At 70.2% G+C, this 19,197-nt stretch carries 16 protein-coding genes; 9 read left to right on the forward strand and 7 right to left on the reverse strand.

The features are described from left to right. The first annotated feature begins 357 nt into the window (after positions 1-357). Entirely contained in the window at positions 358-1,437 is a 1,080-nt protein-coding gene (gene hisC / locus BFF78_RS21500) for a histidinol-phosphate transaminase (RefSeq protein ID WP_069779880.1), read from the forward strand. 13 nt (positions 1,438-1,450) lie between these two features. Here hisC and BFF78_RS21505 read toward each other — a convergent pair whose 3' ends face one another. Further along, complete coding sequence (locus BFF78_RS21505) at positions 1,451-1,828, reverse strand: cyclophilin-like fold protein (RefSeq protein WP_069779881.1); 378 nt, start codon at positions 1,826-1,828, stop codon at positions 1,451-1,453. Between the two features lie 208 nt (positions 1,829-2,036). Here BFF78_RS21505 and BFF78_RS21510 point away from each other — a divergent pair, with 208 nt between their 5' ends. The 3 genes from BFF78_RS21510 (at position 2,037) to cydD (ending at position 8,217) form a co-directional block, all read left to right on the forward strand. Then, entirely contained in the window at positions 2,037-3,545 is a 1,509-nt protein-coding gene (locus BFF78_RS21510) for a cytochrome ubiquinol oxidase subunit I (RefSeq protein ID WP_069779882.1), read from the forward strand. Between the two features lie 15 nt (positions 3,546-3,560). Next, complete coding sequence (gene cydB, locus BFF78_RS21515; protein ID WP_069779883.1) at positions 3,561-4,580, forward strand: cytochrome d ubiquinol oxidase subunit II; 1,020 nt, start codon at positions 3,561-3,563, stop codon at positions 4,578-4,580. Between the two features lie 61 nt (positions 4,581-4,641). Further along, complete coding sequence (gene cydD / locus BFF78_RS21520; protein WP_069779884.1) at positions 4,642-8,217, forward strand: thiol reductant ABC exporter subunit CydD; 3,576 nt, start codon at positions 4,642-4,644, stop codon at positions 8,215-8,217. A gap of 209 nt (positions 8,218-8,426) precedes the next feature. On the opposite strand, the gene BFF78_RS21525 is transcribed toward cydD, so the two are convergent. The 6 genes from BFF78_RS21525 to BFF78_RS21550 form a co-directional block, all read right to left on the reverse strand. Then, positions 8,427-9,314 carry a Cof-type HAD-IIB family hydrolase gene (locus BFF78_RS21525; protein WP_193433509.1) on the reverse strand — a complete coding sequence of 296 codons (888 nt, stop codon included), beginning with the start codon at positions 9,312-9,314 and terminating at the stop codon, positions 8,427-8,429. 69 nt (positions 9,315-9,383) lie between these two features. Beyond that, positions 9,384-10,295: an LLM class flavin-dependent oxidoreductase gene (locus BFF78_RS21530; protein WP_069779886.1), complete on the reverse strand. Its 912-nt coding sequence runs from the start codon at positions 10,293-10,295 to the stop codon at positions 9,384-9,386. Between the two features lie 101 nt (positions 10,296-10,396). Continuing rightward, positions 10,397-10,945: an RNA 2'-phosphotransferase gene (locus BFF78_RS21535; protein ID WP_069779887.1), complete on the reverse strand. Its 549-nt coding sequence runs from the start codon at positions 10,943-10,945 to the stop codon at positions 10,397-10,399. A gap of 120 nt (positions 10,946-11,065) precedes the next feature. Then, entirely contained in the window at positions 11,066-12,013 is a 948-nt protein-coding gene (locus tag BFF78_RS21540; protein WP_069779888.1) for a MerR family transcriptional regulator, read from the reverse strand. 148 nt (positions 12,014-12,161) lie between these two features. Beyond that, a complete protein-coding gene (locus tag BFF78_RS21545; protein WP_193433510.1) occupies positions 12,162-13,916 on the reverse strand; it encodes an SDR family oxidoreductase in 1,755 nt (584 codons plus the stop codon). Beyond that, entirely contained in the window at positions 13,913-14,755 is an 843-nt protein-coding gene (locus BFF78_RS21550) for a M24 family metallopeptidase (protein WP_069779889.1), read from the reverse strand. The genes BFF78_RS21545 and BFF78_RS21550 overlap by 4 nt, the downstream gene beginning before the upstream one ends. Before the next feature lie 245 nt (positions 14,756-15,000). Here BFF78_RS21550 and BFF78_RS21555 point away from each other — a divergent pair, with 245 nt between their 5' ends. The 5 genes from BFF78_RS21555 to BFF78_RS21575 all read left to right on the forward strand — a co-directional run bounded on the left by BFF78_RS21555 (position 15,001) and on the right by BFF78_RS21575 (position 18,868). Further along, complete coding sequence (locus BFF78_RS21555) at positions 15,001-15,981, forward strand: ABC transporter ATP-binding protein (protein ID WP_069783716.1); 981 nt, start codon at positions 15,001-15,003, stop codon at positions 15,979-15,981. After that, positions 15,971-16,888, forward strand: coding sequence for an ABC transporter permease (locus BFF78_RS21560; RefSeq protein WP_069779890.1), 918 nt, complete (start codon positions 15,971-15,973; stop codon positions 16,886-16,888). Before BFF78_RS21555 ends, BFF78_RS21560 begins: the two co-directional genes overlap by 11 nt. Then, positions 16,885-17,796 carry an ABC transporter ATP-binding protein gene (locus BFF78_RS21565; RefSeq protein WP_069779891.1) on the forward strand — a complete coding sequence of 304 codons (912 nt, stop codon included), beginning with the start codon at positions 16,885-16,887 and terminating at the stop codon, positions 17,794-17,796. Before BFF78_RS21560 ends, BFF78_RS21565 begins: the two co-directional genes overlap by 4 nt. Positions 17,797-17,806: 10 nt before the next feature. Continuing rightward, positions 17,807-18,526: an ABC transporter permease gene (locus BFF78_RS21570; protein ID WP_069779892.1), complete on the forward strand. Its 720-nt coding sequence runs from the start codon at positions 17,807-17,809 to the stop codon at positions 18,524-18,526. A gap of 99 nt (positions 18,527-18,625) precedes the next feature. Further along, positions 18,626-18,868: an SGM_3592 family protein gene (locus BFF78_RS21575; RefSeq protein WP_069779893.1), complete on the forward strand. Its 243-nt coding sequence runs from the start codon at positions 18,626-18,628 to the stop codon at positions 18,866-18,868. Positions 18,869-19,197 lie beyond the last annotated feature (329 nt).

Consider the following 19,197-nt stretch of genomic DNA (forward strand, 5'->3'; position numbering starts at 1 on the left):
CATGGTCACACTGGATCAACTGCCTTGGAAAACAAGGAAGTTGAATGATCCTGCGGCAGGACGTGACTTGTCGGCGCGTATGGACCTGCCAAGTGCCCGATGTCTCGAAGAGGTCTCAACTCACCTGCACGGGGGATGCGCGCCACGGCGCGAGCCACCGGCGCATAGATATATGTACAGCGCGCCCCCTGATACGTACGCCTTCGTACGGTCATGCCCCTGATGGCGCCGGGTCGGCTGCGGTTCGCGCATTGCCGGGTCGCGACCTGTACGCACCGGGGCCGAATCCTCATAAGGTGAGGAGTATTGGAAGCCGGCGGCGTCGACGGTCCGCCGGTGATCGCGAGGAGGACTGTGGTGAGCGAGACAAGCCCCAAGCTGCGCGCCGAGCTGGAGGGTATCCCCACCTACAAGCCGGGCAAGCCCGCCGCGGCCGGCGGGCCGGTCGCCTACAAGCTGTCCTCCAATGAGAACCCCTACCCGCCGCTGCCCGGTGTGATGGAGACCGTGACGGCGGCCGCCTGCAACTTCAACCGCTACCCGGACATGGCATGCGCCGGGCTGATGGAGGAACTGTCGGAGCGCTTCGGCGTCCCGCTCTCCGACCTGGCCACCGGTACCGGCTCGGTGGGTGTCGCGCAGCAGCTCATCCAGGCCACCAGCGGTCCCGGCGACGAGGTGATCTACGCCTGGCGGTCCTTCGAGGCGTACCCGATCATCACGCAGATCAGCGGCGCCCGGTCGGTGCAGGTGCCGCTCACGCCCGGCGATGTGCACGACCTGGACGCGATGGCGGACGCGATCACCGACCGGACGCGCCTGATCTTCGTCTGCAACCCCAACAACCCGACCGGCACGGTGGTGCGGCGGGCCGAGCTGGAGCGGTTCCTGGACCGGGTGCCCAGCGATGTTCTGGTGGTGCTGGACGAGGCCTACCGCGAGTTCATCCGCGACCCCGAGGTACCCGACGGCGTCGAGCTGTACCGGAACCGGCCCAACGTCTGCGTCCTGCGCACCTTCTCCAAGGCCTACGGGCTCGCCGGGCTGCGCGTCGGTTTCGCGATCGCCCATGAGCCGGTGGCGGCTGCGCTGCGCAAGACGGCGGTGCCCTTCGGCGTCAGCCAGCTCGCGCAGGAGGCGGCGATCGCCTCGCTGCGGGCCGAGGACGAGTTGCTCGGCCGGGTCGGCTCGCTGGTGTGCGAGCGCAAGCGCGTGGTCGACGCGCTGCGCGGCCAGGGCTGGACGGTGCCGGAGACGCAGGCGAACTTCGTCTGGTTGCGGCTGGGGGAGCGTACGGCCGCGTTCGCTCAGGCCTGTGAGCAGCACGGGGTGGTGATCCGGCCGTTCCCGGGCGAGGGTGTGCGGGTGACGGTCGGAGAGACCGAGGCGAACGACATCTTCCTGAAGGCGGCGGAAGCGTTCCGCAAGGAGCTGTAGCGCCGCGAGGGCTCTACTCGTCGATCAGTTCCACACGGATGGGGTCGCCGTCTCGTACGGTCGCCAGTGCGCGGGCGTCCCCGTCCAGGCTTCCGAGAACGTTGCAGGGGCTCGCGAGGCGGCATTCGTCGCCTCGCGAGATCGGTGTGTGGCCGTAGGGGAGGGCGAGGGCGTCGCCGTCCGTCCAGAAGGCCACCGTGCCCGGCTCTACGACCTGCCGGGCGTCCGTTTCACGTGAAACAGAGACACCTGTGTCGAAATAGACCTCCTCGCCCCATGTGCAGGCGCTGGAGGTGAGCGGCAGGGCCTTGGCGAGGGCCTGGGTGGTCGGTGCGTCTGCGTCGAGGGTCGCGGTGATGTTGCCCGCGGGCCAGGAAATGCGTATCTGCATGGCGTGCAATTCAACAAGATGTTGAAGTCGCTGCCAAGGTCTTGACGCGAAGGCGAAGGGGGGACCCCCCTTGGGTTGCCGAAAATCAGTACGTCATAATGGCTTGTGAATGTGAACGCGTTCACAAGCGCGTCCCGATTGCCCTGTATGTGCGCGATAAACAGGGCAAACCGCCGCTGTACCACGGCGTAGTAAGGAGAGTGACGACGTGGACCTGGCTCTGGCGCCGGAGACACTGGCGCGCTGGCAGTTCGGCATCACCACCGTCTACCACTTCCTGTTCGTCCCGCTGACCATCTCCCTGGCCGCCCTCACGGCCGGGCTGCAGACGGCCTGGGTGCGCACGGAGAAGGAGAAGTACCTCAGAGCGACCAAGTTCTGGGGCAAGCTCTTCCTGATCAACATCGCCATGGGTGTGGTCACGGGCATCGTGCAGGAGTTCCAGTTCGGCATGAACTGGTCCGACTACTCGCGCTTCGTCGGTGACATCTTCGGCGCCCCGCTCGCCTTCGAGGCGCTGATCGCGTTCTTCTTCGAGTCCACCTTCATCGGCCTGTGGATCTTCGGCTGGGACAAGCTGCCCAAGAAGATCCACCTGGCCTGCATCTGGATGGTCTCGATCGGCACGATCCTGTCCGCGTACTTCATCCTCGCGGCCAACTCCTGGATGCAGCACCCGGTCGGCTACAAGATCAACAAGGCGAAGGGCCGTGCCGAACTGACCGACTTCTGGGCCGTGCTCACCCAGAACACCGCTCTCAGCCAGGCCTTCCACACCCTGTCCGCGGCCTTCCTGACCGGCGGCGCCTTCATGGTGGGCATCGCCGCCTACCACCTGGCCCGCAAGAAGCACATCCGCGAGATGAAGACCTCGCTGCGGCTCGGCCTGGTCACTGTCGTCATCGCCGGTCTGCTCACCGCGATCAGCGGCGACACCCTCGGCAAGGTCATGTTCAAGCAGCAGCCGATGAAGATGGCGGCGGCCGAGGCGCTGTGGGACGGGCAGAAGCCGGCACCCTTCTCGATCTTCGCCTACGGCGATGTGGAGAGGGGCCACAACACCGTCGCGATCGAGATACCGGGCCTGCTGTCCTTCCTCGCCGACGACGACTTCACCTCGTACGTCCCCGGCATCAACGATGTCAACAAGGCGGAGCAGCAGAAGTTCGGCCCGGGCGACTACCGGCCCAACATCCCGGTGGCCTTCTGGGGCTTCCGCTGGATGATCGGCTTCGGCATGTCCTCCTTCGCCCTCGGCCTGGCCGGACTGTGGCTGACCCGCAAGAAGTTCATGCTGCCGCAGCATCTGCGGGTCGGCGAGGACGAGGTGCCGCATCTGGTGCTGTTCAAGAACAAGGCGCTGAGCCCGAAGCTCACGCCCTGGTACTGGCGCATCGCGACCTGGACCCTGGCCTTCCCGCTGATCGCCAACTCCTGGGGCTGGATCTTCACCGAGATGGGCCGCCAGCCGTGGGTCGTCTACGGCGTCCTGCAGACCCGGCACGCGGTCTCCCCCGGTGTCTCCCAGGGCGAGGTCCTCACCTCGATGATCGTCCTGACCTCGCTGTACGCGATCCTCGCCGTGGTCGAGGTCAAGCTGCTCGCGAAGTACGTCAAGGCCGGCCCGCCCGAGCTGACCGAGGCCGACCTCAACCCGCCCACGAAGATCGGCGGCGACACTCGTGACGCCGACAAGCCGATGGCCTTCTCGTACTAGGCCGAGGGAACAGTCATGGAACTTCACGACGTCTGGTTCGTCCTGATCGCCGTCCTGTGGACCGGCTACTTCTTCCTGGAGGGCTTCGACTTCGGGGTCGGCATCCTCACCAAGCTGCTGGCCCGCAACCGGCCGGAGCGGCGGGTGCTGATCAACACCATCGGGCCCGTCTGGGACGGTAACGAGGTGTGGCTGCTCACGGCCGGCGGCGCGACCTTCGCCGCGTTCCCGGACTGGTACGCCACCCTCTTCTCCGGCTTCTACCTGCCGCTGCTGGTCATCCTGGTCTGCCTGATCGTCCGGGGCGTCGCCTTCGAGTACCGGGCGAAGCGACCCGAGGAGAACTGGCAGCGCAACTGGGAGACGGCGATCTTCTGGACCTCGCTGATTCCGGCGTTCCTGTGGGGCGTGGCTTTCGGGAACATCGTGTGGGGCGTGAAGATCGACCGGCACTTCGAGTACGTCGGCAGCGTCTGGGACCTGCTCAACCCCTATGCCCTGCTCGGCGGGCTGGTGACGCTCACGCTGTTCACCTTCCACGGAGCGGTCTTCACCGCGCTCAAGACCGTGGGGGACATCCGGGTACGGGCACGGAAGCTGGCCCTGCGGGTCGGCCTCGTCACGGCTGTCGTGGCGCTCGGCTTCCTGCTGTGGACGCAGGCCCACAGCGGTGACGGCAAGAGCCTGGTGGCCCTTGTCGTGGCGGTCGCCGCTTTGGCGGCAGCGCTGGTGGCCAACCAGTTCGGGCGTGAGGGATGGGCATTCGCGCTGTCCGGGGTCACCATCGTGGCCGCCGTGGCGATGCTCTTCCTTTCGCTCTTCCCGAACGTCATGCCGTCCACGCTCAACGGGGACTGGAGCCTGACGGTGACCAACGCCTCGTCGAGCCCGTACACCCTGAAGATCATGACGTGGCTGGCGGCCATCGCCACGCCCCTGGTGCTGCTCTACCAGGGCTGGACCTACTGGGTGTTCCGCAAGCGGATCGGTACGCAGCACATCGCTCCCGATGCTGCGGCCGGCGCCGCGCACTGAGTCCGCCGGGGGGTGTGTTTCACGTGAAACGCACCCCCCTGGGCCGAAGGGCACGTTTCACGTGAAACCAATCGATCCACGTCTGCTGCGGTACGCCCGCGCCACGCGCTTCTTCCTCGTGGCGGTCGTCGGTCTGGGTGCCGTCGGAGCCGGGCTGGTCATCGCCCAGGCGATGCTCATCGCCGAGATTGTCGTCGGAGCGTTCCAGCACGGGGAGTCCGTCGCTCAACTGCGCACCCCCCTGCTGCTGTTGGCGGCCGTGTCCGTGGGTCGGGCGGCAGTCGCATGGCTTACCGAGCTCGCTGCCCATCGGGCGAGCGCGGCGGTGAAGTCCGAGCTGCGGGGTCGGCTCCTCGACCGGGCGGCGGCGCTCGGCCCCGGGTGGCTGGCCGGGCAGCGCACCGGTTCGCTGGTCACTCTGGCCACGCGTGGGGTCGACGCCCTCGACGACTACTTCTCCCGCTATCTGCCGCAGTTGGGGCTTGCGGTGGTGGTACCGGTGTCGGTGCTGGCGCGGATCGTCACCGAGGACTGGGTGTCTGCGGCGATCATCGTCGGCACCCTGCCCCTCATTCCGCTCTTCATGATGCTGATCGGCTGGGCCACCCAGGCCCGGATGGACCGTCAGTGGCGGCTGCTGTCCCGGCTGTCGGGGCATTTCCTGGACGTGGTCGCCGGACTGCCCACGCTGAAGGTCTTCGGCCGGGCCAAGGCTCAGGCCGAGTCCATCCGCCGGATCACCGGCGAGTACCGGCAGGCCACCCTGAAGACCCTGCGGATCGCCTTCCTCTCCTCCTTCGCGCTGGAGTTGCTCGCCACGCTGTCGGTCGCCCTGGTCGCGGTGACGATCGGCATGCGACTCGTGCACGGCGACATGGATCTGTACATCGGTCTGGTGATCCTGGTGCTGGCGCCCGAGGCGTACCTTCCCTTGCGGCAGGTCGGTGCGCAATATCACGCGGCGGCCGAAGGGCTTGCCGCGGCGGAGGAGATCTTCACAGTGCTGCAGACGCCGGTTCCGGCGTCCGGTACCGGTGCGGTGCCCTCGGGCGCCGTGGCCTTCGAGGGGGTCACTGTTCGCTATCCCGGTCGGTCGGCGGACGCGGTGACGGACGTGTCGTTCAGCGTCGAGCCCGGTGAGACGGTGGCGCTGGTGGGGCCGAGCGGGGCGGGTAAGTCGACGCTGCTGAACGTGCTGCTGGGGTTCGTCGAGCCCGCCGAGGGGCGGATGCGGGTCGGGGGAGCCGATCTCGCGGATCTCGATCTGGAGGAGTGGCGGTCGCGGATCGCATGGGTGCCGCAGCGGCCGCATCTGTACGCCGGGACCATCGCGGACAACGTACGGCTGGTCCGGCCCGACGCGGACGACGGTGCCGTACGGCGGGCGCTGCGGGATGCCGGTGCGCTGGAGTTCGTGGACGCCTTGCCCGAGGGGGCCAAGACCCCGCTCGGGGAGGACGGGGCCGGGCTGTCGGCGGGGCAGCGGCAGCGGTTGGCCCTTGCCCGGGCGTTTCTTGCCGACCGGCCTGTGCTGTTGCTGGATGAGCCGACGGCTGGGCTGGACGGGGAGACGGAGGCCGGCGTTGTGGCGGCGGTACGGCGGCTTGCGGCGGGCCGTACCGTGCTGCTCGTTGTGCATCGGCCGGCGTTGTTGGAGGTCGCGGACCGGGTGGTGCGGCTGGACGGCCCGGAGCTGTTGACCGACCGGAGCTGTAGGCGCCCCTCCGGAGGGCTCCGCCCCCTGGACCCGCGACCACCCGCCGGCCGACTCAGTGGGCTGGCCGGTGGTTCCCCGGCGTCCGGGCTCGGTGGGCCGGGCAGTGGCCCGTCGGTCTCCGGGGGCCGTGAGCCGGAGAGTGGTTCGGGGGGCGCGTCGTCGGACCGCCCCCGGCGTGTGCTGGCGCGGGTCCGGGGGCTTGCCGGTCCCCGGCGGGGGCGGATGCTGCTGGCCTTGCTGCTCGGCAGTCTCGCGTTGGGGAGTGCCGTTGGGCTGATGGCGACCTCGGGATGGCTCATCTCCCGGGCCTCGCAGCAGCCGCCTGTGCTGTATCTGATGGTGGCCGTGACCGCAACGCGGGCCTTCGGGATCGGGCGGGCCGTCTTCCGGTACGCCGAGCGGCTGGTGTCGCACGACGCCGTGCTGCGGATGCTGGCCGACACCCGGGTCGCCGTGTACCGGAGGATGGAGCGGCTCGCGCCCGCCGGACTGCGGACCGCCCGGCGCGGCGATCTTCTCACTCGGCTGGTCGCGGACGTCGACGAGCTCCAGGACTACTGGCTGCGCTGGCTGTTGCCGGCGTCGGTGGCCGTCGTGGTCTCCGCCGGCGCCGTGGGCTTCACGACGTGGCTGCTGCCCGAGGCCGGTGCCGCCCTGGCGGCGGGCCTCGTGGTGGCCGGAGCCGGTGTCCCGCTTGTCACCGCGGCCGTGGCCCGGCGGACCGAGGGACGGCTGGCCCCCGCCCGGGGCGCCCTCGCCACCCGTGTCACCGACCTGCTCACGGGCACCGCCGAGCTGACCGTCGCCGGTGCGCTGCCCGCCCGTACGGACGCGGCCCGGCAGGCCGACGGCACCCTCACCCGGATCGCCTCGCGCGCCGCCGCCGCGACCGCGCTCGGCGACGGGCTCCTCGCGCTGATCTCCGGCCTGACGGTCACCGCGACCGCGCTGTTCGGCGCCCAGGCGGTGGCCGCGGGCCGGCTCGGCGGTGTGGCGATGGCCGTGGTCGTCCTCACTCCGCTGGCCGCCTTCGAGGCCGTACTGGGGCTGCCGCTCGCCGTGCGGCACCGGCAGCGCGTGCGGCGGAGTGCGGAGCGTGTCTACGAGGTGCTGGACGCTCCGGAGCCCGTGCGTGAGCCCGAGGGGCCCCGGCAGGCGCCCGCCTCGCCGTTCCCCGTGGTGGTCAAGGGGCTCACCGTGCGGTACGAGGGGCAGCACAGGGATGCGCTGGCCGGGGTCGAGCTCACGCTGCGGGAGGGGCGGCGGATCGCGGTGGTCGGGGCGTCCGGTTCCGGTAAGACGACCCTCGCGCAGGTGCTGCTGCGCTTCCTCGACCCGCAGCAGGGCTCGTACACGCTCGCCGGTGTGGACGCGTATGCGCTGGCCGGTGACGACGTACGGCGGCTCGTCGGGCTGTGTGCGCAGGACGCGCATCTCTTCGACAGCTCCGTGCGCGAGAACCTGCTGCTGGCCAGGAAGGACGCCACCGAGGCCGATCTGCGCCGGGCGCTGGAGCGGGCCCGCCTGCTGGAGTGGGTGGACGGGCTGCCCGACGGGCTGGACACGCTGGTCGGCGAGCACGGGGCGCGGCTGTCCGGCGGTCAGCGGCAGCGGCTGGCGCTGACCCGCGCCCTGCTGGCCGACTTCCCCGTCCTGGTCCTCGACGAGCCCGCCGAGCATCTGGATCTGCCGACGGCCGACGCGCTGACCACCGATCTGCTGGCCGCCACTGAGGGCCGTACGACGCTGCTGATCACCCACCGGCTGGCGGGACTGGAGGCCGTGGACGAGGTGGTCGTGCTCGACGCGGGCCGGGTGGTGCAGCGCGGCACGTACGCGGAGCTTCTCGCGGTGGACGGGCCGCTGCGGGCGCTGGCACGGCGGGAGGCGGAGGCGGAGTCGCTGGTGGGGGCGCGGTGAGGGACGCTGCGGCTCGCGCGGAAACGGTCACTGTGCGTTCCGTGTGACGGTCGCTCTGGTTTCCGTGCGACGGTCACCCCGGTCGGGATCGCGGTCGGCGACGTGCGGATCGTGCCCGAACTCCCGTAGGGGCAGGCGGTGTTCGTCACGGATACGGACGCCGACTCCCGGAGGCGGCGCCGTACCAGCTGCAGGACGGGGGTGGTGTTTCAGAGGCGGTCGGCGAGCAGTTGCTCGATCACGATCGCGACACCGTCCTCGTTGTTGGCGACCGTACGGCCCGATGCGGCGGCGATGACGTCCGGGTGGGCGTTGCCCATCGCGTACGACTGGCCGGCCCAGGTCAGCATCTCGACGTCGTTGGGCATGTCGCCGAAGGCGACGACTTCCTCGTGCGAGATACCGCGCTCGGCGCAGCACAGGGCGAGGGTGCTGGCCTTGGAGACGTCGGGGCCGCTCAGTTCCAGCAGGGCGCTGGGGCTGGAGCGGGTGACGTTGGCGTGGTCGCCGACCGCGATCCGGGCGACGGTGAGGAAGGCGTCCGGATCGAGATCGGGGTGGTAGGCCAGGATCTTGAGCACGGGCTGGTCGGCGTCGGGGCCGTCGGGGGCGAGGAGTTGCTCGGCGGGCAGGAGATTGTCCGGTATCTCCATGTGCAGCTTGGGATAGTCCGGCTCCTGGTGGAAGCCGTACGTCTGCTCGACCGCGAACACCGTGCCGGGCGCCGCCTTGCGCAGCAGCTGTACGGCGTCCAAAGCGTTCTCGCGGGGCAGTTCGCGCACCTTGACGAACCGGTGGGCGCCGGGGCCGCCGTGCAGGTCGACGACGGCGGCGCCGTTGCCGCAGATCGCCAGGCCGTGGCCGTGGACATGGTCGCTGACGACGTTCATCCAGCGGGCCGGGCGGCCGGTGACGAAGAAGACCTCGATGCCCGCCTCCTCCGCGGCGGCCAGCGCGACGACCGTGCGCGAGGAGACCGACTTGTCGTCGCGCAGCAGCGTGCCGTCGAGGTCGGTGGCGATCAGCCGCGGCCGTACGGCGGCGGACGGGGTCCCGGGCTGTCTGGTCGCTGAGGTCACCCGGCTATTCTCGCGCATATGCCAGCACGGCCGTGCGGGACTCCGCACAGATGAGACACAGATGACTCGGCTCCGCCGCCGTACCGGTCAGGCCAGTTGGGCGGTGGTCTCCATGGCGATCTGCTCGAAGACCTTCTCGTCCGCGGCGAAGTCGGAGTCCGGGATCGGCCAGTGGATCACGATTTCCGTGAAGCCCAGCTCCTGGTGCCGGCCCGCGAAGTCCACGAAGGCGTCCAGGGAGCGGAGTGGCCGGGCGCGGTCCGGGGTGAAGCCCGTGAGCAGGACCTTGTCCAGGTCGGCCGCGTCCCGCCCGGCGTCCGCGCAGGCCTCGGACAGCTTGGCGATCTGCCCGCGCAGGGCCTCGACGGACTGCTCGGGGGTGCCGTTCTCGTACAGCTTCGGGTCGCCCGTGGTCACCCAGGCCTGGCCGTGCCGCGCGGCGAGCTTCAGGCCGCGCGGGCCGGTGGCCGCCACCGCGAACGGCAGCCGGGGCCGCTGCACACAGCCCGGGATGTTCCGCGCCTCGTGCGCCGAGTAGAAGCGGCCCTCGTACGTCACGGCGTCCTCGGTGAGCAGTCGGTCCAGCAGCGGCACGAACTCGGCGAACCGGTCGGCGCGCTCGCGCGGGCTCCACTGCTCCTGACCGCTGTGCAAAAGGGTCGTCGCGTCGAAACCGGTGCCGCCGGCGCCGATGCCGAGGGTGATCCGGCCGCCGGAGATGTCGTCGAGGGAGATCAGCTCCTTGGCGAGGGTCACCGGGTGCCGGAAGTTCGGCGAGGTCACCAGCGTGCCCAGGCGCAGCCGCTCGGTGACGCCGGCGGCGGCGGTCAGCGTCGGGACCGCGCCGAACCAGGGGCCGTCACGGAAGCTGCGCCAGGACAGGTGGTCGTAGGTGTACGCCGTGTGGAAGCCGAGCTGCTCGGCCCGCACCCAGGCCGAACGGCCGCCTTCGCTCCAGCGGCGGTAGGGCAGGATCACGGTGCTCAGACGCAGACTCATGCGTTCGAGAGTAAGCGGCCCCACTGACAACGGACCAAACGGTCACCGTACGCGGCTGCCCGGGCACGGACTGGAAGGCGGGGCGGCAGGTCTGGTCCGGGTCAGCGGGGGCCCGGAAAGCGCAGGTAGCGCGGCGGTACGGCGCTGGTCAGCCAGACTCCGTTGGCGCTGAGCCGGAAGACGTGTCCGTCGCGGTGCATGGCGCCCGCGTCGACGGCGAGCACCACGGGGCGGCCGCGGCGGGCGCCGACCCGGGTGGCGGTCTCGCGGTCGGCGGAGAGATGGACGTCGTGCCGGTTCATGGGCTTGAGGCCGTCGGCGCGGATCGCGTCCAGGTTGCGGTCGACGGTGCCGTGGTAGAGGTACGGCGGCGGGGTCGCCGGGGGCAGGCCGAGGTCGACCTCGATGCTGTGGCCTTGGCTTGCACGGATGCGGTTGCCCTCGATCGCGAAGCGCTGCTTGTCGTTGGTGGCCACGACGTGGTCCAGTTCCTCGCGCGTGAACCGGAAGCCGTGGTCGGCGGCCGCGATGATGAGTGTGTCGATCTCCACCCAGCCGCCCGGGTCCAGGGTGAGCCCGATGCGCTCCGGCTGATGGCGGAGGTGTTTGGAGAGGTACTTCGACACCTTCACGGTGCGTCTTTCGTCCATGTGTCCAGGGTGCGGGAGCGACGCGGATCACGCAGGTTTTTTTGTTCGTAGGTTTGATCCACAACCAACTGAGGTTATCCACAGGCGAATTGACGAATCTGTGGACAAGCGGCGTACCTCTTAGGGTGATTCGCGAACTTCCCGAGTCCGTACGGTGCCTGAGGCGAGGTCATCCAAGGCGCGGGCTCTTACCTCGCGTTCGGCTGCCAGTGCGATGAACTCGGAAGCACGCTCACGGCCAACCAGCTTTTCCACGGCGTCGATCGTCTGGGCGGGAAGGGCGACGCAGCGGTCGGCGGGAGGCTCGTCGGCCGACTTCTCCGTACTCAGGTGTGTGCGCAGATGGCGCGTCGCCAACGAACGCATGGCGCGGGCAAGTTCGGCCTCCATCGTCTGCTGGGCCAGTGGCCGCAGGCGGCGCACGAGTGCGGCGGCTTCCGTCGCGTGCGCGTCCGTACGGCGCCCGGGGTCGTCCAGGTAGCGGGCGAAGACGTACTCGGCGGTGAACTCCAGGAAACGGGCGGCGATGTGCTCGACCTGGCCCCTCAACTCCCGCAGATGGCTCGAGATCGCGGACAGCGGGACTCCGGCCGCGTGCAACTCGACGGCAGCGGACAGCTCTTGCGGGCTCGGCACGAGGAATGTGTCGGGGTCGCCGTCGATCCGCTCCAGCACCCCGAGTGCGACCGCCTCGGTCACGGCGTCGTCGTCCGGGGTGCCGCCGAAGCGGGCGTCCAGGTCGGTGCGGGTGATGCGGTCGGGGCGTTCGTCCGTCCACGGCCCCTCCACCTCGGTGACCAGGCCCAGGACCCCGCCCAGGCCGCGGCCGGTGTCCCAGGCGTCCAGCAGTTCCTTGATCGAGGCCAGGGTGTAGCCGCGGTCGAGGAGGTGGGCGATCTGGTGGAGCCGGGTGATGTGGGCCTCGGAGTACAGGTTCGCGCGGCCCCTGCGTTCTGGGCGGGGCAGGAGGCCGCGGTCCTGGTAGGCGCGGATGGTTCTCACGGTGGTGCGGGTTTCGTGGGCCAGGTCTTCTATGCGGTACCTCGGTTGGGCCGGGGGGTCGGTCATGAACGGGTCCTTTGGCAGGTGCCCTGTGCTGTGGCCGGGGGAGGTTTTCGCTTGCCCGCATCGCGAAGCCGCCGGGGGCGCGGGGAACTGCGCGACCAGCCACGACGGGCCCGCAGCCTGCGCCCGGCCGCGATCCCCACGGCGCGGCTCACAACTTCGGTTCCACCCGCGCGAGTCGCCGCAGTGCCCCCGGCATGAACCGGGACAACACATGGGCGCCCCTGGCCTCCGGGGTCACCGGGACGACCGCCCGGTTGCGGGTCACCGCGTCCAGGATCGCCTCGGCGACCTTCTCCGGGGGGTAGTTGCGCAGGCCGTACAGGCGGGCCGAGTTCTTCTGGCGGCGGCGTTCCTCGTCCTCGTCCACGCCGGCGAAGCGGGCCGTGGAGGTGATGTTGGTGTTGACGATGCCCGGGCATAGGGCGCTCACCCCGATGCCCTGTCCGGCGAGTTCGGCGCGCAGGCACTCGGAGAGCATCAGCACCGCGGCCTTGGAGGTGCTGTATGCGGGCAGCGCGCGGGAGGGCTGGAAGGCTGCCGCCGAGGCGAGGTTGACGATGTGGCCGCCCTGGTCGCGCTCGGCCATCCGCGCGCCGAAGAGCCGGCAGCCGTAGATCACGCCCCACAGGTTCACGTCCAGGACCTTGCGCCAGTCGTCGGTCGTGGTGGCGAAGAAGGAGCCCGACAGACCGATGCCCGCGTTGTTGACCAGCACGTCCAGCACGCCGTACTCGCGATGCACCTTCTCGGCGAGCTTCTCCATCGCCTGCTCGTCGGCGACGTCGGCCGTCTCCGCCCAGGCCTCGGGCGCGCCGATCAGCCGGGACAGCTCGGCGGTGCGGGCTGCCGCCTCGGCGTCGCGGTCGACGGCGACCACGCGCGCGCCGGCCTCGGCGAACGCGAACGCCGTGGCCCGGCCGATGCCGCTGCCGGCTCCGGTGATCAGCACCAACTGCCCGCCGAACCGGTCGGAGTAGCGTCCGGTGGCCTTCGGTTCGGGGCGGCCGCCGTCCACGGACATGATGAATTCCTCGATCCAGGAGGCGAGTTGGCCGGGGCGGGTGCGCGGGACCCAGTGCTTGGCCGGGAGCGTGCGGCGGGTCAGCCGGGGCACCCACTGCTTCAGGTCGTCGTAGAGCCGCTCGGAGAGGAACGCGTCGTCCTGGGGTGTGATGAGCTGCACGGGCGCGTGCGCGTAGGCGTCGGGGCGCGGCCTGCGCAGCCGGGCGCGGACGTTGTCCCGGTACAGCCAGGCGCCGTGCGCCGCGTCGGAGGGGAGGGAGGGGGTCGGGTAGTCGTCGCCGGGGACCTTCTCCATCCGCTGGAGGATCTTCGGCCAGCGCTTGCCGAGCGGGCCGCGCCAGGCCAGCTCCGGCAGGACCGGGGTGTGCAGCAGGTACACGTACCAGGACTTGGCGCCCTGGCCGAGGAGCTGGCCCACCCGGCGGGGCGTCGGGCGCTTCACGCGCGCGTTGATCCAGTGCCCGAAGTGGTCGAGGGACGGGCCGGAGATCGAGGTGAAGGAGGCGATACGGCCCTCGGTGCGGCCGACCGTGACGAACTCCCAGGACTGCACCGAGCCCCAGTCGTGCCCGACCAGGTGCACCGGGCGGTCCGGGCTGACCGCGTCCACCACGGCCAGGAAGTCGTCGGTGAGCTTGGGCAGGGTGAAGCCGCCGCGCAGCGGCCGGGGCGCCGTCGAGCGGCCATGGCCCCGGACGTCGTACAGGACCACGTGGAAGCGGTCGGCGAGGCGGACGGCGACCTCCGACCAGACCTCCTTGCTGTCGGGGTAGCCATGCACCAGCACCACCGTCGGCTGCTCCGGGTCGCCCAGTTCGGCCACGCACAGTTCGACCCCGCCGGTCGCGATCCGGCGCTCCCGCGCACCTTTCAGCGTCACTTCTCCTCCGCCCAGCGCCGCACGTGCGGCAGATCGTCGTCCAGCCAGAACGCGCTCTGCCCGGGGTCCTTCGAGTCGGTGACCACGAGGATCTCCTCGAACTTCGCGCCCGTACCCCGGAAGCCGAGGTGCGGTTCGACCGCCCACAGGCCCGGCTTCGGCGGGTGGTCGGAGAAGCGGTACGGCGACCACAGGGGCGACCAGCCCTCGCGGTGGCCGTGCAGCGCGTCGGCGGCCAGGCCCTTCAGGGACTGTGTGCCGAATCCGAAGAGGTGGAAAGACCAGCGGCGCTGCGGCACGCGGTCCACCTTGTGGGCGATCACCCCGAAGGGATACGCGCGATGCCGGTTGGCATAGCCCTGGCGGACCATGAGCCGGTCCACGTCCTCGTAGATCTCGCGCAGCGGGCGGCGCTCGCGCACCTCACGCAGGATCAGCTCGCGGTGTGCCTCCAGGTCGGCCATCAGCCGGTCCTGCACCGGGTTGACGCCGAGCGAGCCCGAGTAGCCGATGTCCGCCGTGTATCCCTCGTACACCGGCGCCATGTCCAGGATGAACGGCATCCCGGGCTCCAGGGCGCGGTCGGTGGGGAAGAACTGCAGGGGGATGCGGAAGCCGGCGAACGCGGTGCGGTCGCCGAACCAGGCGAAGGGGAGGTGGAACCAGTCCCGCACGCCGCGCTCGCGCAGGTACTCCCGCTGCATCCGCGCCGCCTCGCGCTCGGTCACGCCCGGCTCCAGCCGCGCCGCGACCGCCTCCGCGCACTCGTAGGCGAGGCGCTGCACCCGCCTGAACCCCCGCAGTTCCACGGAGAGTTCGCTGCTCACTGCCGTCGTCATGCCGCCTCGTCCCGTCGTGCCGCCGACTCGTCGTCGACTGCGGTACGCGTCCGTAACTTGACATTGGTGAATGTGACAGTTGTTAGAGGCGGCGTCAATAGGGTGGACGCGGCCTGTGGAGAACCCGGGGTAACCCCTGGACAGGGGCGACCCTTAGGGTCCCGTAATACCTGGGTCTGACGCGAAGACGGCTCTGAGGTCTGACGACCGGCGTGGCCGGGATCACTACGGTCGTAGGCGTGACTGTGATCGCGACCGAAAGCCTGAGCAAGCGGTTCCCCCGGGTGACCGCGCTCGACCGGCTGTCCGTGGACATCGGGCCCGGTGTGACCGGACTCGTCGGAGCCAACGGCGCCGGCAAGTCCACCCTGATCAAGATTCTGCTGGGGCTGTCCCCCGCCACGGAGGGCCGAGCCGAGGTGCTCGGCCTCGACGTCGCCACCAAGGGCGGCGCCATCCGTGAGCGCGTCGGCTACATGCCGGAGCACGACTGCCTGCCGCCGGACGTCTCGGCCACCGAGTTCGTCGTCCACATGGCGCGCATGTCAGGCCTGCCGCCCACCGCCGCGCGCGAGCGCACCGCGGACACCCTGCGCCACGTCGGCCTGTACGAGGAGCGCTACCGCCCCATCGGCGGCTACTCCACGGGCATGAAGCAGCGGGTGAAGCTCGCCCAGGCGCTGGTGCACGACCCGCAACTGGTGTTCCTGGACGAGCCGACCAACGGCCTCGACCCGGTCGGACGGGACGAGATGCTCGGCCTGATCCGCCGCATCCACACCGAGTTCGGCATCTCGGTCCTGGTCACCTCCCACCTCCTCGGTGAACTGGAGCGCACCTGCGACCATGTCGTCGTCATCGACGGCGGCAAGCTCCTGCGCTCCAGTTCCACCACCGACTTCACCCAGGCCACGGCGACCCTCGCGATCGAGGTCACCGACAGCGACGCCCACCCCGACGGCACCCGCGCGGTCCGCGACGCGCTCCACGCGCGCGGGGTGGACACCCACAACGAGGGTCAGGGCCTGCCCGGCGCGGGACACATCCTGCTGCTGACAGCCCAGGGCGAGGAGACGTACGACCTGATCCGGGACGTCGTCGCCGACCTCGGGCTCGGCCTGGTGCGCATGGAACAGCGCCGGCACCACATCTCCGAGGTCTTCACCGGCAGCGACGAACACGACAGCGACGAGCAGCGGAAGGAGCACGCCGGCCATGGCGGTTGAGCACCCCTTGCAGCCCCTGACCTCGCCCCCGGGCGACCAGACCCGCATCCACGACATCGGCTACCGCGGCTACGACGGCCCCCGCCTGGGCCGCGCCTACGCCCGCCGCTCGCTGTACGCACAGTCGCTGCGCGGCGCGTACGGCCTCGGCCGCTCGGCCAAGTCCAAGGTGCTGCCGATGCTGCTGTTCGCGGTGATGTGCGTGCCCGCGGCCATCATGGTGGCCGTCGCGGTCTTCACCAAGGCGCACGAACTGCCGGTGGCCTACACCCGCTACGCGATCATGATGCAGGCCGTGATCAGCCTGTACGTCGCCGCGCAGGCACCCCAGGCCGTCTCCCGCGACCTGCGCTTCAAGACCGTACCGCTGTACTTCTCGCGGCCCATCGAGACCGCGGACTACGTACGCGCGAAGTTCGCCTCGCTCGCCTCGGCGATCTTCATCCTGACCGCCGCTCCCCTGCTCGTGATGTACGTGGGCGCGCTTCTGGCCAAGCTGGGCTTCGCCCACCAGACGAAGGAATTCGCCGAGGGACTGGTCTCCGTGGCCCTGCTCTCCCTGCTGTTCGCCGGCATCGGCCTGGTCATCGCCGCCGTCACCCCGCGCCGCGGCTTCGGTATCGCCGCCGTGATCGCCGTGCTGATCATCTCCTACGGCGCGGTGAGCACGCTCCAGGCGATCGCCGACGTGCAGAACCACAACTCCGCCATCCCGTGGATCGGTCTGTTCTCGCCCGTCACGCTCATCGACGGCGTCCAGTCGGCCTTCCTGGGCGCGACCGCCCGCAACCCCGGAGCGGTCGACCCGTCGGCCGGGCAGGGCGTGGTCTACGTCCTGGTCGTGCTCGCCCTGATCGCCGGCAGCTACGGCCTGCTGATGCGCCGCTACAAGAAGGTGGGACTGTGACCACGCTCAGCATCGACCATGTCTCCCGCTGGTTCGGCAACGTGGTCGCCGTCAACGACATCACCATGACCATCGGCCCCGGCGTCACCGGCCTGCTCGGCCCCAACGGCGCCGGAAAGTCCACCCTGATCAACATGATGGGCGGCTTCCTCGCCCCCTCCACCGGCACCGTCACCCTCGACGGACAGCCCGTGTGGCGCAACGAGCAGATCTACCGGCACATCGGCATCGTCCCCGAGCGCGAGGCGATGTACGACTTCCTCACCGGCCGGGAGTTCGTCGTCGCCAACGCCGAGCTGCACGGACTCGGGGACAAGGCGGCCCAAAGGGCGCTGGCCACGGTCGAGATGGAGTACGCGCAGGACCGGAAGATCTCCACGTACTCCAAGGGCATGCGGCAGCGCGTGAAGATGGCGAGCGCGCTGGTGCACGACCCGTCGCTGCTGCTGCTGGACGAGCCGTTCAACGGCATGGACCCGCGCCAGCGCATGCAACTGATGGACCTGCTGCGCAAGATGGGCGACGAGGGCCGCACCGTGTTGTTCTCCTCGCACATCCTCGAAGAGGTCGAACAGCTCGCCCGGCACATCGAGGTCGTCGTCGCGGGGCGGCACGCGGCCAGCGGTGACTTCCGCAGGATCCGCCGGCTGATGACCGACCGCCCGCACCGCTACCTGGTCCGCTCCAGCGACGACCGTGCCCTCGCGGCCGCGCTGATCGCCGACCCCTCGACCGCCGGCATCGAGGTCGACCTGAGCGAGGGTGCGTTGCGCATCCAGGCCATCGACTTCGGCCGCTTCACCGCGCTGCTGCCGCAGGTCGCCAAGGACCACGGCATCCGGCTGCTCACGGTCTCGCCGTCGGACGAGTCCCTGGAGTCCGTCTTCTCGTATCTGGTCGCGGCGTAGGAGGCCGAAGATGTACGACCCCACCGTCGCCCGGCTCACCTACCGGGCCCTGCTCGGCCGTCGCCGGGCCCTCATCCTCGGCGCGCTGCCGCTGCTGCTGATCGTGCTCTCCGTCGCCGTGCGCGGCCTGACCGGAGCCGACGACCAGACCGCGTCCGACGTCCTCGGCGGTTTCGCGATCGCCACGATGGTCCCGATCATCGGCGTCATCGCGGGCACGGGCGCGATCGGCCCGGAGATCGACGACGGCTCCGTCGTCTACCTGCTGTCCAAGCCGCTGAAGCGGCCCACGATCATCGTCACCAAGCTGATCGTCGCCATCGCCGTGACCATGGTCTTCTCGGCGGTGCCGACCCTGATCGCGGGGCTGATCCTCAACGGCAACGGCCAGCAGATCGCCGTCGCCTACACGGTCGCGGCACTGGTCTCCTCCATCGCCTACTCGGCGCTGTTCCTGCTGCTCGGCACGGTCTCGCGGCACGCGGTGGTCTTCGGGCTCGTGTACGCGCTGGTCTGGGAGGCGCTGTTCGGCTCGCTGGTGCCCGGCGCGCGCACGCTCAGCGTCCAGCAGTGGTCGCTGGCCGTCGCCCACAAGGTCGCCGGCGGGGACCTGGTGACCTCGCAGGTGGGGTTGCCGACGGCCACCGTGCTGCTGGTGGCGGTCACCGTGCTGGCCACCTGGTTCGCCGGGCAGAAGCTGCGGACGCTGAAGCTGGCGGGCGAGGAGTAGGGCTGCGTCGGGCTGTGCAGGCCTGCGGCGGCTCTGACGGGGACTTCACCTCGGTCCCGGCACACTGGGCAAATCGGATGTACGGCTAGGAGGCCGGTGATGGCAGAGGAGACGCCGCAGACCGACGGGCGTGGGCGGGCCGAAGACGACGCCTGGGACGAGCTGGTCCTGGACGACTCCTTCGTACATGCCGCCGAGACCTCGGAGCCGTCCGCGAGAGCCCGGATGCTCGCCGCCCGGTGGCGGGCCGAGGAACCGGAGCCACAGCCGTGGCGCTCCGACGAGCCGCCGGCGGGCTGGTTCTTCAGCAAGGCCCGGCGCCGCAGATGGCGCCTCCGGTAGGACGGCCTGCCGGTCACCGGTTAATTCGGTGGCGGCCAACTCGGCGGCGGGGCAGAGTGGTTGTGCCCGATCCGCCGGGAGTGTCCCGGCGCCGCGTTCTGGGAGTGGAGGTGGGCGATGTCGATGCACGGCAGTACGTCCAGCTCCCGACAGGGCAGCCCGAGGCCGGCTCCGGTGTAGTTACCCCACCGTGGAGCTCCAGGAGCTGCCCGGGGCGGCCGCTTCGAGCACGTGAGCGCTGCGCTTGCGTGGGCCGCCTTCCCCGTGGCCCTCTCTTGTGAGGGGGCACCCTGCCCTGGGGCGGCCCGGGTGAGTCGCGCAACTCGGCG

The organism is Streptomyces fodineus, assembly GCF_001735805.1.
GTDB classification, from domain to species: Bacteria; Actinomycetota; Actinomycetes; order Streptomycetales; family Streptomycetaceae; genus Streptomyces; species Streptomyces fodineus.

Bases quoted from the DNA above. Each gene is read 5' to 3' on its own strand.
- BFF78_RS21540 (WP_069779888.1), bottom strand. From the start codon at position 12,013: ATGACCGACCCCCCGGCCCAACCGAGGTACCGCATAGAAGACCTGGCC.
- BFF78_RS21530 (WP_069779886.1), bottom strand. From the start codon at position 10,295: ATGAGTCTGCGTCTGAGCACCGTGATCCTGCCCTACCGCCGCTGGAGC.
- cydB (WP_069779883.1), top strand. From the start codon at position 3,561: ATGGAACTTCACGACGTCTGGTTCGTCCTGATCGCCGTCCTGTGGACC.
- BFF78_RS21575 (WP_069779893.1), top strand. From the start codon at position 18,626: ATGGCAGAGGAGACGCCGCAGACCGACGGGCGTGGGCGGGCCGAAGAC.
- BFF78_RS21550 (WP_069779889.1), bottom strand. From the start codon at position 14,755: ATGACGACGGCAGTGAGCAGCGAACTCTCCGTGGAACTGCGGGGGTTC.
- BFF78_RS21525 (WP_193433509.1), bottom strand. From the start codon at position 9,314: ATGCGCGAGAATAGCCGGGTGACCTCAGCGACCAGACAGCCCGGGACC.
- BFF78_RS21570 (WP_069779892.1), top strand. From the start codon at position 17,807: ATGTACGACCCCACCGTCGCCCGGCTCACCTACCGGGCCCTGCTCGGC.
- BFF78_RS21505 (WP_069779881.1), bottom strand. From the start codon at position 1,828: ATGCAGATACGCATTTCCTGGCCCGCGGGCAACATCACCGCGACCCTC.
- BFF78_RS21535 (WP_069779887.1), bottom strand. From the start codon at position 10,945: ATGGACGAAAGACGCACCGTGAAGGTGTCGAAGTACCTCTCCAAACAC.
- BFF78_RS21560 (WP_069779890.1), top strand. From the start codon at position 15,971: ATGGCGGTTGAGCACCCCTTGCAGCCCCTGACCTCGCCCCCGGGCGAC.